The 17256-nt window shown below is 41.2% G+C and carries 13 protein-coding genes; 7 read left to right on the top strand and 6 right to left on the bottom strand.

Features of this window, described 5'->3' with window-relative positions:
* Positions 1 to 16: 16 nt before the first annotated feature.
* Positions 17 to 1000 carry a c-type cytochrome gene (locus tag BUF13_RS18655; protein WP_073573337.1) on the bottom strand — a complete coding sequence of 328 codons (984 nt, stop codon included), beginning with the start codon at positions 998 to 1000 and terminating at the stop codon, positions 17 to 19.
* A 425-nt stretch (positions 1001 to 1425) separates the two neighbouring features.
* Here BUF13_RS18655 and BUF13_RS18645 point away from each other — a divergent pair, with 425 nt between their 5' ends.
* The gene (locus tag BUF13_RS18645) at positions 1426 to 3843 is read left to right on the top strand and encodes a penicillin acylase family protein (protein WP_073573335.1); all 2418 of its coding nucleotides are present in this window, start codon (positions 1426 to 1428) and stop codon (positions 3841 to 3843) included.
* A gap of 6 nt (positions 3844 to 3849) precedes the next feature.
* Here BUF13_RS18645 and BUF13_RS18640 read toward each other — a convergent pair whose 3' ends face one another.
* Complete coding sequence (locus BUF13_RS18640; RefSeq protein WP_083586522.1) at positions 3850 to 6531, bottom strand: TonB-dependent receptor; 2682 nt, start codon at positions 6529 to 6531, stop codon at positions 3850 to 3852.
* Positions 6532 to 6870: 339 nt separating this feature from the next.
* Positions 6871 to 7707, bottom strand: a complete 837-nt coding sequence (locus BUF13_RS18635; RefSeq protein ID WP_073573333.1) for a GLPGLI family protein — start codon at positions 7705 to 7707, stop codon at positions 6871 to 6873.
* Positions 7708 to 7822: 115 nt separating this feature from the next.
* Between BUF13_RS18635 and BUF13_RS18630 the strand changes: the two genes are divergently transcribed.
* From BUF13_RS18630 to BUF13_RS18615, 4 genes are all read left to right on the top strand, one after another.
* Positions 7823 to 9367, top strand: coding sequence for a sensor histidine kinase (locus BUF13_RS18630; protein ID WP_073573332.1), 1545 nt, complete (start codon positions 7823 to 7825; stop codon positions 9365 to 9367).
* Positions 9364 to 10044, top strand: a complete 681-nt coding sequence (locus tag BUF13_RS18625; RefSeq protein ID WP_073573331.1) for a response regulator transcription factor — start codon at positions 9364 to 9366, stop codon at positions 10042 to 10044. Before BUF13_RS18630 ends, BUF13_RS18625 begins: the two co-directional genes overlap by 4 nt.
* 464 nt (positions 10045 to 10508) lie before the next feature.
* On the top strand, positions 10509 to 11486 hold the full coding sequence (locus BUF13_RS18620) for a hypothetical protein (protein WP_073573330.1): 978 nt from the start codon (positions 10509 to 10511) through the stop codon (positions 11484 to 11486).
* A 513-nt stretch (positions 11487 to 11999) separates the two neighbouring features.
* Positions 12000 to 12776, top strand: coding sequence for a toll/interleukin-1 receptor domain-containing protein (locus BUF13_RS18615; RefSeq protein WP_166669856.1), 777 nt, complete (start codon positions 12000 to 12002; stop codon positions 12774 to 12776).
* A gap of 53 nt (positions 12777 to 12829) precedes the next feature.
* On the opposite strand, the gene BUF13_RS18610 is transcribed toward BUF13_RS18615, so the two are convergent.
* Positions 12830 to 13369 carry a hypothetical protein gene (locus BUF13_RS18610; RefSeq protein WP_073573328.1) on the bottom strand — a complete coding sequence of 180 codons (540 nt, stop codon included), beginning with the start codon at positions 13367 to 13369 and terminating at the stop codon, positions 12830 to 12832.
* Between the two features lie 245 nt (positions 13370 to 13614).
* The gene (locus BUF13_RS18605; RefSeq protein ID WP_134204579.1) at positions 13615 to 13812 is read right to left on the bottom strand and encodes a hypothetical protein; all 198 of its coding nucleotides are present in this window, start codon (positions 13810 to 13812) and stop codon (positions 13615 to 13617) included.
* 128 nt (positions 13813 to 13940) lie between these two features.
* Here BUF13_RS18605 and BUF13_RS20700 point away from each other — a divergent pair, with 128 nt between their 5' ends.
* Entirely contained in the window at positions 13941 to 14114 is a 174-nt protein-coding gene (locus BUF13_RS20700) for a hypothetical protein (RefSeq protein ID WP_170865155.1), read from the top strand.
* Positions 14115 to 14158: 44 nt separating this feature from the next.
* On the opposite strand, the gene BUF13_RS18595 is transcribed toward BUF13_RS20700, so the two are convergent.
* On the bottom strand, positions 14159 to 14992 hold the full coding sequence (locus BUF13_RS18595; RefSeq protein WP_073573325.1) for a DUF2306 domain-containing protein: 834 nt from the start codon (positions 14990 to 14992) through the stop codon (positions 14159 to 14161).
* Between the two features lie 436 nt (positions 14993 to 15428).
* Here BUF13_RS18595 and BUF13_RS18590 point away from each other — a divergent pair, with 436 nt between their 5' ends.
* A complete protein-coding gene (locus tag BUF13_RS18590) occupies positions 15429 to 17090 on the top strand; it encodes a serine hydrolase domain-containing protein (protein WP_073573324.1) in 1662 nt (553 codons plus the stop codon).
* Positions 17091 to 17256 lie beyond the last annotated feature (166 nt).

Below are 17256 nucleotides of genomic sequence, written 5' to 3'. Positions count from 1 at the left end.
CAAAACAGGTTAAACCCTACTTTTCATAATATTCCTCTACGGTATAAACAGTCTTTTCAACCTTATTAGAAACTGGATCCAAAGAGTGCAAATACCTATAAATGGCTCTTAAATCATCATCATCCATCCATGAAAAGTTCGCCCAAGGCATCGGTGATCCTTCCACCAATCTTCCATTTTTGATTCTTTCTATAAAGGCTTCCTCCGTCCAATTGGCGATTCTCCCAGTTTCTGGATCCGGGGTCAGATTCGGAGTGACATACACATAGCCTGTCCCCTCATCCATTGCCAATCCGCCAGAGAATTTAGGACCTGTAAACTCCCCGCTTGTCAAACTTCTAGGTGAGTGACACCCCACACAATTGGCAACCGAATTGGCTAAATACTTTCCATACTCAACAGTAGGACCTATCTCCACACGAGCAGGAGGCGTTCCTGTTGCACTTTCAGGTTTAAGCATCCCCAAGGCGATGACCATTTTACCCAAAAAGGAATATTCAGTGGATTTAATTTCATTTTTGACAGGCTTTTGTGACCTCAAGAATGAAATCAAAGCTGTCATATCTTCATCACTCATATTTTGAAATGGCATAAAAGGAAATATAATCCTCCCATCAGCCCCAATCGAATGCCTCATTACCCTGGCAATTTCTCCATCAGTCAACTTCCCTATTCCCGTTTCCATATCCGGCGTCAGGTTTCTGGGTCTAAAAATACCGGGACCAATATGCATTTCTGTCCCGCCTGTCAATAACACATCCATTCCCGCTTCCATATTTTCAAATTGATCCGGGGCGATATGGCAGGTATTGCAATGGGCGGGCCCAAAGGCCAAATATTTTCCTCTTGCCACGACTGCTGAGTCAGATGTGGATTTTATATTCGGATAATCAGCTTCAAATTTCTTCTCCCAAGTCATATAGACGAAGAGAACAAATACAACAGTAAGAACTACAATACTTCCTGCGATCCAGGCGAAAATTTTGAAAAGAGTTTTCATAGCGCATAGTTTTGGTGATAACAAATAGAATCATCTATTGAGGCACTAAAATCGTTGGTCAATCTCGCTGAAGGCTACCTAATCTGTCTCAGCACGGTAAATAATAGCCTAAAAAACAAGGAAGTGTAAGGGGTAATAAACGCTAATCAAAGATCCACTTCTTTTCAAAAAATTAAACTGAAATAGAATAATCAAACCTCTTATTGTACCAAGAGGCTTAGAAAATTTAAGAAAATTTCTTCGAATTATACAATTTTTCATGGCTAATTTTTCCACATCCAAAATTAGAAAATCACACGATCTAAATTTTTCTTTAAGGATTTCTGAGTAAGTCATCAAAACCGTTTAGCCTCTTTCCAATTATGCAAGCGGTATTGCCTAATTGCCTTAAAATTAAAATATTACAATAACCACCCAATCTTCACATGAAACTCACATCTACTCTTTCTATCCTCCTTTTCATCACTTTCTTTTTTCAGTCATGCTCTAAGAAAGACTCAATTAACTTTGATCAACTCACCGATGAGGTCGAAGTGATTAGAGACAATAATGGCATCAACCATATTTTCGCTCAAAATGAACAGGACCTATTCTTTATGCAAGGATATTTGGCTGCAAAAGACCGTCTTTTCCAGTTTGAAATATGGAGAAGACAAGCAACCGGAACTCTGGCTGAAATCTTGGGAGAAAGGGAATTGGAACGGGATAAGGGTGTGAGACTTTTTAAGTTTCGTGGAGATAAAGAAGCCGAGCTAAGACACTATCACCCGCGAGGTGTAGAGATTGTGGATGCTTTTGTTGCAGGAATCAATGCCTATATCGAAGAGGCCAATTCAGATATCTCTTCCCTCCCTATTGAATTTCAAATGCTGGGAATCCAGCCCCAGCCTTGGACTTGGGAAGTGGTGATTTCCCGTCATCAAGGACTTTTGGAAAACGTAAAAGACGAACTGGATTATAGCCAAATAGTCAGCAAAATCGGTGCAGAAGCAACCAAAAATCTGTTTTATTTTCATCCCAACGAGCCTATTCTGGATTTGGATCCTGGGATTCCCGAAGCTTTACTTTTCAAGGATATTTTAAAACCCTACTATGCTTTCCGTACAGGTGTGGTTTTCGAACCGGAAGATTTATTGCCAGAATATCGTGGAGAAAAAGAAAATACCGACTTGGCACTCGCCCATTTGAAGCAGGAGATCGAAACTACTTTGGAAGCTGATGCTTTTGCGCAAGGCTCCAACAATTGGGTCTTGAGTGGAAAGAAAACAGAAAGTGGATCACCTTTTATGGCCAATGATCCACACCGCCTTCAGGCGGCTCCTTCCCTTCGTTATTGGGTTCATTTGAATGCCCCCGGCTGGAATGTGGTCGGAGGTGGGGAACCTGTTATCCCCGGCGTTTCTATTGGTCACAATGAATTTGGAGCTTGGGGCTTGACCATTTTCTCAACCGACAATGAGGACATGAGGATTTATGACATCAATCCAGACAACCCCCACCAATACCAATTCAAGGGAGAATGGCTGGAAATGAGCTCCATCCAAGACACTATCCAAGTGAAAGGGCAAGAACCAGAAATCGCTACCTATTACTACACAGTTCATGGTCCCGTCACATTTATTGATGAGGAGCTCAACAAGGCCGTGGCTGTCCAATGTGCCTGGTTGGAACCGGGATCAGCTCCCTATCTAGCAAGTCTCAAAATGGATCAATCCCAAAGCTGGGAAGAGTTTCGGGATGCTTGTACCTATAATTTCATTCCTGCGGAAAACATGGTTTGGGCAGATCGAGATGGCAATATTGGTTGGCAAGCCACTGGAATCGCACCAATCCGAAATGGTTTTTCAGGGCTTGTGGCCACTATGGGAAACGGGAATTACGAATGGGAAGGCTATCTGCCGATTGAGGACAGGCCTCATTTATACAATCCAGAATCAGGTTTTATTTCCACAGCAAATCAAAATGTAACACCAGCAGATTATGCTTTTCCTCAGGCCTTGGGATTTGAATGGGCAGATGATTTCCGCGGAGAAAGAATCAAGGAAGTTCTTTCTCAGGATCGAAAATTCACCTTGGAAGAAATGGGTGCTTTGCAAAATGATTACCTCGCTATTCCTGCTAGAAAACTGACCCACTTTTTAGAAAACATTGCTTTTGAAGATGATTTGACTGACTCACTTCGACAAAGCCTACTTTCTTGGGATTTTATATTGAACCCAGAATCTATAGAGGCTGGTGTTTACGTGATGTGGGAAAGGACTTTACGAGAAAATGCACTAAAAATCTCTACCCCCGAAGACTTATGGGACTTAGTTGGTGCAATCCCCATGACTAGAGTGATTCTTTGGGCCCAAAATCCATCCGACCTTTTTTCACAGTCTCCAGAAGCTTCACGAGATCAATGGCTTCAAACTTCTTTTGAAGAGGCGATCCAGGAGCTGACAAAGAAATTAGGCCCAGATCCATCCAAATGGCAATATGGTCAAGAGGATTACAAACATGCCTTGATCAAGCATCCTTTGGGATCTGTTGTCAATGAAGAATGGCAAGCCAAACTCAATGCTGGCCCGCTACCCCGAGGTGGCTATAGCTTTACTCCGGGTGCCAATGCCTATGGCGACAACAATACCTCAGGAGCCTCTTTCAGGATTCTGGTGGACACTAAGGATTGGGAAAAAACCCAAGGAATCAACACCCCAGGTCAATCCGGAAATCCCGAAAGTCCATTTTATAAAAACCTATTCCCAATCTGGGCCAAAGATGAATATGTGACGGTTCCCTATTCTCCAGAATCTGTGAAAAAAGATGCTTTTGAATCCAAGATTTATTCGCCTAAGAAATAAGCCGAATCAAAGATCATATTTGACTGTCAGCAAGCCATATCTCGGCTGAACCCAGTAGGAATAGGTACTGATCAAGTTATCCGAAAAGCTATCTCTTCGGATGGCCTGTGTATCCAAAATATTCCAAACCGACGCCCTAAACTCCCAAGGACTTGACTTACCCTGGTAACTCAAAAAGGCATTCAAAAACTCAAAATCACTTTGGGTATTTGCCCCTTTGTTCAAGTAGGCATTGTAGGTATAATCTGCATTCAGTTTCAAGCCTTTGATGATATCTAGATCGATTTCCAGCTTGGGACTATGAGTTACGAAGGTATTTTCCACCATTCTTCCCTGATAGTTATTGGCATCGAAAGTATATCCCAGATCAATCTCCAGAATCTTGAAAACCGTTGTGGTAAACTTGAAATTATAGCTCTGCGAAAAGGACTGATTTTGATTTGCCTCTTCATCCAAAAGGGTATGCGTTTTATAGGAATTCCACCGGCCTCCTGCTTGAAGCTTGAACGTGTTGAATCGCTTGTCAAAAGTCAGATCCCCATTCAGGGTTTCATTGATCGGATCGATATTCTGAATAGTCAACAATCGATTGACACCAGCAAAATCCGTCACAGTGACCAAATCCTCCTTTTTCCTCACCCAATTGACATTTCCGAAAAGATTAAAAGCTGAGAAGAAATCAAAGTGATTGTAGCCCAAGGAATGATTGGAGAAAAGGCCATTGTCCAGCATTCTATTTCCAGTAAAAATGGAATTGTAATCCTGAATCACCCAGCCTGTCGCCAACTTTTGCACATCCATAAAACTTGCCGTCTGGTTAAATCGATAAGTCAAATCCCGGTTGGTTTTGATGGCCCATTTGGCATAAAGCGAAGGCAAAAGCAAGATTTTATCCTGTTCTCTGGAAATATCATCCTGCATATCTTTCCAGGCATATCGATGCAAGTTCAAGGACGGACTGAAAATCACCGTATTCCACTTGGTCTTGTAAGTCATTCCCAAGTAGGTATCCTTTATCCCAAAATCAGCATCGTTGGTAAACTCATCCAAGCCGATAGATTGGCTTTCCTCTACCAAATCCACTCTACCCAATAATTGCTGGTTGGTGGAACTGAAGCCCAAAGTCCAGTTCAAATGATTGGTAGCATTGAGGATATGATAGTAGTTGAAAGCTCCCTCGAATAGATTGCTTCGGATCTCCTGATTTTGAAGAAAACGATAAGTCTCCGCATCCTCTACAGCCAACATTCCCATAAAAGGCCGCTGATTGGTAGTCAAATCATACAATGGATCTTGGAATTTATTTTCCCAATTCACTTCCATGGAAAAAACCTGCTTTTCATTCGGCGCATGGTACCATTCCCCCTTTTGCTGGAATGAATAAGGCCTCCTAGTCTGGCGGGTAGCGATTTGCTGATTGAAAGATCCAAAGTCCGAATTCAAACCAGTTCGGGTTTCTATATCGGCTATTTTCCCAAAGAAACTGTACTTAGCATAGGTCTCTTCCCGAGGTGTAAAAGTCAAGGAATACTTCATCAATCCAGAAGCATTTTCAACTCGGTTTACGGATTCCAAAGTCTCCTGATTATTCTCATCGCTTCGCAAATAGGTTCTCTGAGAATTGCTTCCCAAAAGATTATTTGATGTAGAAGCGATGAAAAAGCCGGCATGTCTCCACTTTCTGGACGGGGTAAAATTCACATTTAAAGCTCCCAATTTGGTTTCCAGATCACGGGCATTATTTCTTTGAGCCATAGGAATCCCCATATCATCTCCGCTGAGCTCAACTCTGGAGCCATTACGGGAAGCCAAGCCTGCCAATCCTCCACTGAAGCGGAAATAATCCTGGAGAGTAAAAGCCAATTCGCCCACATTATTGGCATCGGCTATCAAATTCAGATTCAATTTGGGAGCATAATAAAAAGCATTTGCATGTCCCAAATAGCGCTCTTTCGGTCCTCCGCCTGCTGTCACATCTCCAAAAACCAGATTTTTCTTCCCGTCCTTCAATTCAATATTTAGAGCCAGACTTTCATTATTATCCAAACCCCTAATCGGAGAAACCTCATTGAAGTTTTTCAACACCTGAACTCGATCCACGGCATTGGCTGGTAAATTTTTGGTAGCCAATTTGGTGTCTCCATCAAAGAAATTCTTCCCATCCACCATGACCTTGTCCACCTTTTTACCCTGAACTTTCACCTCACCATTATCATCCACCTCAAAGCCAGGAAGCTTCTCCAACACGTCCTTCAGCTTCCGTTCATTTCCCGAGGTAAAAGCATCCGTTTTGTAAGTCAGCGTATCCCCTTTCATGGTAATCGGCAACTCCGTTACCACCTCCACCTGATCCAGAGTTGTTTCATCCACTGTCAAAACCACCTGAATTGGCTCATCTGGATTCCAGTCGGAAATCTCTCTTTCAAACTGCTGAAAACCCACAAAGGAAACCCGCAACAAATAGGAAGAACCAGTTGCCAGATTGATGCGAAAGCGTCCTTCTGCATTGGAAACGGCAAATCCTCCGATCTTTTGAGTGGACTGATTGATGGCTACCACATTGGCATAGGGAACGGGATTATTGAGGGAATCCAGCACCTGTCCAACCAAGGCCTTGCTTTGCCCAAAGGCTGGAAATACCATCCAGGTGAGGTAGAGTATAATAGCGGCTCGTTTTAAAAAAGACATGTTGGTGAAGTATAAAATTGGAAAGGTTGAAATCTAGGCCTATCTGCTTTGGCTATCTTAATATATCTGGCCGAATGGCTATCTTTTTGAGATATGGCTTCGCCGAGATACACTTCGTGAGATATGCCTTCGGCGAAATATTGGACTGTCTGAGTCAGCTATCTTGATTTATCTGCCCGAAGGGCTATCTTTTTTAAGATAAGGCTGCGCCGAGATACACTTCGTGAGATATACCTTCGGCGAAATAGAACTTGGTACATAGTACCTTGGACTTGGTACAAAAAGAACTACTTACTGTTTACAAAACTTGTAATTCGATTCATTCCCAGTTCCAAATCCCTAGTTGCCAATTCTGATCGTAAACTGATTCCCTTCACCCGGCTTGCCGGAATAGCGCTTCATCATATCCTGCATTTGCTCTTCCTGAACCGCCATAAATTCGGCTCTGCTCATTTCTTTTCCTTTCTTAGGAATTTCTATTTCCACAGGCTCATCCGATGGATTCAGTACAATTTTTTGACAGATAATCGTAGAACCTTCATTCTGCACTTCCAAGATTAATCCCGGCAATCCCCAATACTGATTTGGACCATGACTTACTGGGATCTGTGGTGTAAACCAAGCAACAATACTGACGGTATCTTTAACCGTTTCCATTTCTTCCATTCCGGTAGAAAAGCGCTTAGCATCAATTATTCTCATGTATTTGGCTTCTTGACTGGCATAATTACCGATTTGCTTGGTCTTTCCAGTCAATTCCCAATCCATGGTTGTTAGGCTATCCTTTACCAGAAATTCCTTTCCCATTAAGTCTTCCTCTTCGAGATAGGATTGAGACTCCACGTTTTTATACAGCAATCTATCCTGTCCTCCTTCCATGATTTTGATCTGCATGCCACCACTGCTGGCGGTTGCTGGGCCACCACCTAGACTGGGCGCTTGCTTCCAATTAGATTCGGTTTGGGTGAAATCCAGAATAAACTCCTTTTCCATTTGCTTTTTCAGCTGAGCCTGGATTTCCGCCATCTGCTCAGGAGCCATTTTGGTAGAGTCCATCGCTATTTTGATATTGGATGAGGTTTTGTAATAGGCTCTTCCGGTCAATCCTTGAGCAAAAGAGAGTTGAATAAATGATAGGCAAATTGCGCCGACGAGTAAAAGAATCTTAGCTTTCATAAGGCAGGTTTTGTTTGATACAAACCAATTAAAATTTGGATTCACTTAGCGTTAAGCAGTGTTAACGAGTGTTAACCTAGGATTTGAATCATGAATAAGCTCCTAATTTAGTGTCGTGAAAAAGCTGCAATTCAAGCGAATAGGTATTCTAATAGGCATCGTCCTTCTGTTCACCATCGGTGTGCAGACTTGGCGTATCTATACCCAATTTCAGATTATCCGGGATCAGGTCAACAATGACATCCAGCTGAGTCTGGACAATGCTGTGGAGAACTATTTTGCGGAATTGGCGAAAACAGACATCGTCACCTTGACCGATGATAGTTTCTTTAGTAGAAAAAAAGGTGACTCCTTACGGGTGACTACTCATTTGAAAAGGTATTCCACAGATTCTCTGGAAAATCTGGAGGACTTGGATGATTTTTTCGGTCGAGTTGGAAATAGTAAAATCCTTAAAAACCTCGATGATCTGGAGGAAGGAAACATCCGGTCTTTTTCTTGGAATTCTACTTCTCAAGACTCAACCCACACGCTGATCCTAATCGACTCAGCAAATAATATTGCCCGGGACACCAGCAATAACCTGAAGATCTTTATGGGTCGAAAAAATGCAGATTCTCTTAGCAATCTGGAGTTTTTGACCAATAGAATCATTATTTCCATTACTCGGGATTCTTTGGAATTTGATCAGATCAACGCCCTTTTATTTGCAGAGCTTCAGCGTCAAAACATAGATATCAATTACCGTTTGGTACATCTCGCAAAAGGCGAAGAACAGGAAGCTTCAAGTGATCAACTGCGAGAACTTCCTTATCATGTGACTTCAAGATCTACCTTTTTACCACAAGGTCAGACACTGGAGTTGTATTTTGAAAACACTGCCAAAACCATCCTAAAACGAGGAGCGGTGGAGATTTCCACGTCTTTGCTCTTCTTTTTAGCCATTGCTGGAGCATTTTACTATCTCTACCAAACTATCAAAAACCAAAAGGAAATCGCCGATATCAAACAGGATTTGATTTCCAATATCACCCATGAGTTCAAGACGCCAATTGCCACCACGCTTTCGGCCATCGAGGGAATCGAGCAGTTTAATCCAGAGAATGATGTAGAGAAAACCAAGCGCTACCTGGGCATCTCCAAATCCCAGATGCTAAAGCTCAATCAGATGGTTGAAAAGATGCTGGAGACGGCCACCTTGGATTCAGATCAATTGGTTTTGAAAAAGGAGGCGATCGAACCGGAACCACTTTTGCGCCAGATGGTCACGAAATTCCAGACTTTGGCACCTGAGAAAAAGATAGAACTGATCCTTCCTGCTACCTGCGAGCCTATTGTTGCGGATGCTTTTCACTTTGAAAATGTCCTTTCCAACCTGATCGACAATGCTATTAAATATGGCGGAGATGAAATCCGGATCTGTCTGGATCAAAACGGTTTCCACAAAATCCGCATTCGGGATAATGGAGGAAATATCAGTCCAGAGCAGAAAAACAGGGTTTTTGAGCAGTTTTATCGCATTCCAAAAGGGGATTTGCATGATGTCAAAGGCTTTGGAATCGGACTCTATTACGTAAGCAAAATCCTCGAAAAACACGGAGGAAAAATCGATCTGGAAGTAAGCAAAGGTTCCACCATCTTTACCACTTATTGGCCATGAGCAAAATCAAAGTACTACTCGCAGAAGACGAAGTCGCATTGGGGATGATCATTCAGGAAAGCCTGGAAAGCCGGGATTTTCAGGTCAAACTCTGTGGAGATGGACAGCAGGCTTGGGAGGCATACCAAAGCAATAAACCCGATGTGCTGGTTTTGGATGTGATGATGCCCAAGAAAGATGGATTTAGCCTGGCCACAGAAATCCGCAAGATTGATCCCTATACTCCGATTATTTTCTTGACTTCCAAAAGCCAAACCGAAGATGTAGTCAAAGGCTTTGGATTGGGTGCAAATGATTATGTGCGCAAGCCTTTCAGCATGGAAGAGCTGATCGTTCGCATCAAAGCCCAACTGGATAGACTTCGCATCCGACAAAATCAAAGTGACTGGATTGAGGTGGGGAATTATGAATTCCATCCAACCAAGCAACTACTCAAAATCGAGCAGGAAGAAATCCCATTGACCGCCCGAGAGGCTCAATTGCTTCAGCTCTTGGTGGAAAATGCCAATGAGATCACTGACCGAACTTTGATCCTAACACAGATTTGGGGTTCGGATGATTTTTTCAACGCCAGAAGCATGGATGTTTTTATTACCAAGCTCCGCAAAAAGCTTCATTTGGACTCTAATATTCAGATTTTGAATGTTCGAGGCTTTGGGTATAAGTTGGTTTGTTGATTTTCTTCTTCACCACAGAGGACGCGGAGGGTTTTGTAAGAGGTGAACTGTAAGTGGTAACTAGTGCTTTTGTACAATGTCTTAAGTACAATGTACCAAGTATCTCGCCGAAGGCTAAACGAAAACAATTCCCCCTTCGAAGGGGGTGAGGGGGATGTTTTAATAAATAGATAGCTACCGCAGATAGTCCAATATCTCGCCGGAGGCATATTTCCATTTTATTTCGCCGAAGGTGTATTTCCATTGTATTTCGCGAAGCGTATTTCTCTGATGAGACTACATCGCTCCTCTAGTTTCGATCGCTTGAAGAATACTCATGTCATTGCGATCCGCCGAGGCGGAGAAGCAATCTCCTCCACTTGAATTGAAATTTCCAAAAAACACCATTTTACACTATCTTAAATAAGATTTTTTGATTCGATTACCCTTTATCATTGTCATTATTTAATCTCAATCCAGACCCAATGACTTTTATAAGAGTATTAATTCTTTCCTTTTTCTTTACTGCTTCTAGCATTCTTTTCGGACAAGAAACTCAATCCTACGAAAGTAAAATCGCTGATTTGGGCGATATCAAAATGCAATACATGGACTTCAGAGGGGAAGGAATCACCTTTATTTGGGTTCAGGATTTCCACAACTACTTCGAAGGGGAATACCTCCCCTACCTCGAGCCGGTCTTGCCATTTTTGGAAAAGATCAGCGAGGAAGCTCATGTATTGGCTCCTATTCGCAGGGGATATGGAAAAAGCACGGATACTTCCTGGGGCTATGATGTAGCTACTCAAGCAAGCGACCTGATTCATTGGATGGATCAATTGAATATTGAAAAAGCTGTGTTCTTTGGCAGGATCGCTGCAGCTCAGGATATGACATGGATTGCAGAAAACTATCCAGAAAGAGTTTTGGGACTGATTTATGATGGAAATCCGATCTTGATTGCCAGTTGCTACGATCCCGAGCTATTGAAATTTGCAGAAACATGGACCTCGTTGGGACTGGATTTCGACAAGGAAAAGCAGAAAAAAATCATCCTCTCCAGATTGCCTTGGAAACCAGAATTCCTATCTAAAACAAACGAGACCTTAGAAATCCCAACATTGCGATTTTTAGATCCCAAAAACAACTGGCCCAATCCCAATAAAGGAGTAATCGAATCTGGTTATATCTATCAATATCTCGAACTGGATATCCCTGGAAGAGAAGAAGAGTTTGCCTATCTCAGAGAACTTGTTGCTGACTCCACCCGCATGGAACAGCTCTATCAAACCATCCTTGCCTGTGATCAATCAGAAGCCATTAATCAGGGAATGGAAAGAACCTTCGGCAAAAACCTACAAACAGTCAACATCACAGAAGTAGATATCCTAGCCGATGGCCGCCCTAAATATTTCGAGTACCAATTGGGATATATCTTGCCTTTTCTAAGGGGATTGAAGTAGAGGTTTTTTCACCACACCCCGATAATTATCGCGGGGGACGCAGGTTTTGTGAGTGGTAAACTGTTAGCAGTAAGTGGTATTAGTTATTTGATTATTCAGTTATTAGTTATTGGTACGTCATTGCGATCCGCTGAGGCGGAGAAGCAATCTATTCCAAATTATCCACCACAGAGGACGCAGAGAATAGTGAGTGGTAAACAGTAAGTGGTAAGTAGTGCTTTTGTACAATGTCCTAAGTAAAATGTATCAAGTATCTCTCCGAAAGCTAAACTTTTTAAAATCTCTAATAATTCAAAATCAATAGAGGCACTTCCCGTGCGCTGGAAGCGGCGTTTTCTCAACCCGGCGACGCTTCGCGCCGATTCACTACATTTTTTCAAGCTTTCACCTTGTCGGGATTTCGAAAACATACTGGTTTATCTACTTTTTCACCCAAAATCAATCCCCTTGCTCCGCTTTACTTGATTTGGTGTGAAAATGTTTTTTAGTATTTTCAGTAAAATTTTTAAAAACATGAATCTATTTATTAGTTGGTCTGGCGAAAGATCAGGATTAGTTGCAAAAGCTCTCCACCAATGGATAAAATGTGTTATTCAAAGTATTGAACCTTTCTTTTCGCCAAATGATATAGAAGGGGGCACAATTTGGATGGATAAACTTTATAATAAATTGGGATCAAGTAGTGCTGGCATTATTTGTTTAACACCTGAAAACCAACATGCTCCTTGGATACAATTTGAAGCTGGCGCTCTTGCCAAAGGCCTTTCTGACAATAGGGTTTTTATTTTATTAATAGGGTTAGAGTCAAGTGACGTGTCGGGCCCTCTATCTTCATTTAATCATACTTCATGTACAAAAGAAGGGATAGAAAAGCTGATGAAAAACCTTAACGATTTGACAGGTGAGAAAAAACTAAGCAGCGAAATTTTCTCGAGAGTTTTTAGTTTAAATTTTCCTGAAATAAATGGAATTTTTGAATCGGCAATAAAATTGAAATCCAAGGATTCAATTACTCCTGAGAGGGATGCCAAAGATATTCAAAACGAAATGCTCAAATTATTACGTGGTTTAACTAATCGTGTGTCCGATATTGAAGAACGTACCAGGCCTAAACAACTTGAACATAGGCAGGCAATTTATGGGGACAATATTGAAAAGATAGTACCATTAGACTTAACTAAAAATAATTATTATGGTTCTAAAAAACTTAATTCCCTCCTAAAGAAAATGGAGGAAATTGAACGTGAAAAAGACCTAGGAGAATCTTCAAGTAATGGAGGAGGAATCTAATTAATCAATTCCTTTTCTAAACTTTCCTTTAATTTGAAAAATATTGAAAACCTTTATTGGTGAATAATTCCTTGATCATTTGGCCTGGAACTCTTGCTTGTTTCAGAAAATTCTTCCAAATCCCAAATAGATGGAAAAAATCTCAAATTAGAAATATCGTCCTTTTTAAAAAGCTCTGCCTTTTCGGAATTAATATTATATAAAAAAATAAATTCCGTTGTTTCTCCAACAAAGAACAAGCTATCTGTATCAGTTGAAATAATCGAATCATGGTATAAGAATTCAACCCTATAATTCGTGATTTTCTCACTAACTCTATGAGACTCTATTTTCCCTAGAAGAAATGACATCACCAAAATAATTATAGAGACTAAAAAAAAAATTGAGGCCATATGCTCTTTACTATAGAAAGTATCTGGTTGGATAGTTAGAAACGCTATAGTTGTCTGCATTATGAAAATAAACCAGAAATTCTGATTATAATAAAGATTTAGATTGACAGCAATTGATGTAATAATAATATTTAAAACTATTACAATTATAAAAAATAATAACCAACCCCATTTATTTCCATCAAACCCAAATCCATTCATAATTGAAACTAATGACTTTTCATTTATAAAAAATCTAAATATCAAATAGAATAAAAGGACAGTGAGCAAAATTTCAATTCCATTATATATTCAATCATATATATCGGTATAATATTTAATATTGATTCCAAACGACTTATAATATGACACTGAGTACACATATCCGATAGCATAAACTAATGGTATTAAAAATGGCAATATCTTTTTTTGACTTTCAAATAATTCGTCGATAAAATCAATTTTCTTCACCTCCCCCATCTCTCCTCCTGCACCCTTTTATAACCTGCTTTAACCAACACTTCACGCATCTTTTCAACTGTCATTTTTCCATCAGCATAGCGTTTCCGGTATGTTCTTACTGTCCCTTCATGCATCTCCAGCTGGTGATGGACCCCGCGAGTATTGATTATCTCCTCAAAGAGTTCGCTTAGTTTCTTTTCCATCCCCCAATTTATCCAAACCGTTTCATATTTCAAACGGTTTATTTGTCCTATATACCGCATTTCTAGCCTTTCATATTGCTTCAAATTACTTCTGAAGCATGATTCTACTTTCCAAAGCCCTTGACACTATGAAGAACAGGGATCATCGTGGCCAGGTGGTTCCTTTCTCACTCATATTCTGCCCAGCAGATGAAGGCAAAGGCACCGGTGGTGAAATCATTCATCTCGAAAAGGCTGTGCTCGGAAGATTGCTTAAAACAGCCCCACTGAGTGTAGTTTTCAACTACACCCTAATATCATGATCTCTTCCTCTTGGGGTAGCACCCATTCCTCTACATCACCATCTTTACCTCCCCAAAATCACATCTAGAATAGCCGGACCCCAGTATTCTTTTGTAAAGAAATAGGTTGCAACTAGTAGGAACAGATTGGCTGAAGCAAGGAAAACAATAGCGAAGGATTTGGCTAGGCCGGATTTTAAGACTTTATACGTTCCTATAAAAATCTCTGCTACCAGTAAGTTGGGCAGGTAAAAAAAGAAGTCCATAAAATAATCAAAGGCTCCGGTGAAATTGGAATTGTGTCCCAGTCGATCTGTCACCATAAACCAAAAGCCATAATCCATTCTATAGAGCCAAGAACCTATGGCCAAGGCAAAGAGTCGGATGGCCCAAGCCCGATGTTTTTCCATCTTCCCTGATCTGGCAAAATAGATGGTAGCCACAGCAGCTACAAAAGTCAATACCCCATAGCCTATAAATCCGATATCCATGATCAGGCCGCCGATGGTTCCCTTGGCAAAAATAAAGGTCAGACCACCCAAAGCTGCTGCGATCGAAGCCACCACATAGATCCGCCCTATAATGCGATGAAGTAAAGGATATTTAATCCGAACTGATCTCACCAATTGAATACAGCCCAGGATCAAAATAATCCCGCCTGCCGCAAAGTGAAGTCCAATTCCAAGTGTAGCTGACCTAGTTCGTTCATCATAAATATCCGGGAGCACTTCATTCCATTGGCTGGTATTCCCTTGGATCAAGGCAATAAAGTAAAAGGCCAAAATATAGCCTCCGAACAAAATGGCACTTCCCCAAACTATGATGACAAGCAAACGGGCAGCAAAGTGTAGTATTTTATCCAAGCTATTTCTGCGAACCGGAACTGATATTTCTTCCATAGAATATTTAAAAAGACAATTAGCTAAACCCCTATTTATCTTTAGGATTAGCTATTAACACATAAAATTTCAACTCAAAAGAATTCTGAAAGCCACAAAAATTCAATCAAAATTTTAAAAATAAGTAGCGTAGCTCCAGAATCCTAGGAACTTAAGCCTCCTATAGAACTTCTGGTTCATACTCCCGACTTGGACCTAGGATGTTGCAGTCTCAGACTGCATTATTGACAGCACAAGTCAGGAGACTCGCGCTACTTTATAAATGATTTAGCAATCTCATATCTCGCCGAAGGCGTATTTCCATTTTATTTCACCAAGTGTATTTCTTCGAAGATTCTACCTCGGTCCACTCACTTGACGAAGTGATATTTCCATTTCTTTTCGAGAAGCCTATTCCTTAAATTCAGATTCCCAACCTTGAATAGAAAACCATCCCATGAAAAAATATAATCCTCTCTTTGTTTTAGCGGTTCTGCTACTCTTTTCTCTGGAGTCTTTGGCACAATCAGATGCGGCTTGGAACCAGAAAATAGACAGTCTTTTTACCGAATGGAATACTCCAAATCATCCGGGAGGAGCCATCGCAGTGATGAAAGATGGGAAAACGATTTTTTCTCAGGCCTATGGCTTGGCTTCTTTGGAATATCTGGTTCCTAATTCCACGGGAACCATCTTCAATACAGGTTCCGTTTCCAAGCAGTTTACCGCCATGGGGATCGTTCGACTGGAGGAGGAAGGGAAGCTTTCCTTTGATGATGATATCCGAAAATACATTCCGGAATTGCCGGACTTTGGTGAGAAAATCACCATCCGACACATGCTTCACCATACCAGTGGATTGAGAAGCTTGCATACGCTTTTTGGCTTGGCTGGCTGGAGAGATGATGACTCCCGCAGCAATGCTGACCTGAACAGAATTATTCTGAATCAGGAAGACCTTAACTTCTCTCCGGGTTCAGAATACCTCTACTGCAATACCGGATATATGCTGATGGTGAATATCATTGAAAATGTCACCGGGGAAGTTTTTAAGGAATGGATGCAGGAGAATATTTTCTCTGAGCTGAATATGTCTCAGACCTATGTGGAAGACCTCTATAGCCGGGTTGTTCCCAATAATGCGACTTCCTATTATGGATCGGATCATTTCGAAAGAGCGGTAGAATATTGGGGTTATGTCGGTTCGGGGAATATGCATTCCACGACTGCCGATCTTTTGACTTGGTTATCCAATTTCAGCCATCCTAAGAAGGGTTGGGAAAGCTCTTTTCTAAAGATGCAGACGGTTGACTTATTGACTGATGGATCAGAGAATGATTATGCATTTGGTGTGATCGTGGATGAGCATTTAGGGAAAAAGAGAATCCAGCATGGAGGTTCGATTGGTGGGTTCCGAGCTTACGTTGCCACCTATCCTGAGGACGAGCTAAGCATCGTGGCCCTAACCAACTTCTCCGCAGGAAATCCAGGAGGGCATTCCAATCAGATTGCAGAGATCATTTTGGGTAAAAGCGATGTGGAACCAACTCCAAAGCCTACTTTCAAAAGCATTTCTTTGAGCAATGAAACACTAGCTAAATTTGAAGGAACCTATTGGGACAACAAGGCCAAATCCATGCAGAAAGTCCAGTTAAAAAATGACACTTTGAGATATTCTGGAACGGGTAGAGAAAGAGCGCTCGTTCCTATCAGTTCCAATACTTTTAAACTCCTGGATGTACCTGCAGATGTGGAAGTGAAATTTGAGACTGCTACTAAGAAAGATCAATTATTGGTTTCCGTTGATGGAGGAGCTCCAAGTACTTTTAAGGAGGTAGCAAACCCAGAATTCAAGGAAGAGGATTTAAAGGATTACGTGGGAGAATATTACAGTAGCGAGGTAGAAACCACATACACCATTTCCGTCAAGGATGGCAAAATCGAACTTTATCAAGTAAGGCATGGCTTTATCCCTGCGAAAGTCTTATTCAAGGACGTCCTTACCGCCGATTATCCTACGAATGTGATTCAGTTTGTCAGAGACTCCAAAGGCAAGATTACCGGCATTTTGATCACCAATGGAAGAGTACGAAATGCTTGGTTTAAGAAGGTTTTGTAGGATTCAGTCTTTTGGGTTATTTCACCACGGAGGGCACGGAGTTTTGTGAGGGGTTAATGGTAGAGATTTGAGATTAAGAGAATAGAGAATTTAGTTTCACGCCATAGAATGTCGTTCCGAAGTAAAACATGATCAACTAGACTACCACTCTTTCCTCACTAGACGA

The organism is Algoriphagus zhangzhouensis, assembly GCF_900148515.1.
In the GTDB taxonomy this organism is placed as follows: Bacteria; Bacteroidota; Bacteroidia; order Cytophagales; family Cyclobacteriaceae; genus Algoriphagus; species Algoriphagus zhangzhouensis.
Note: the sequence above shows the minus strand (reverse complement) of the source record. Positions and strands in the feature narration are given on the sequence as shown.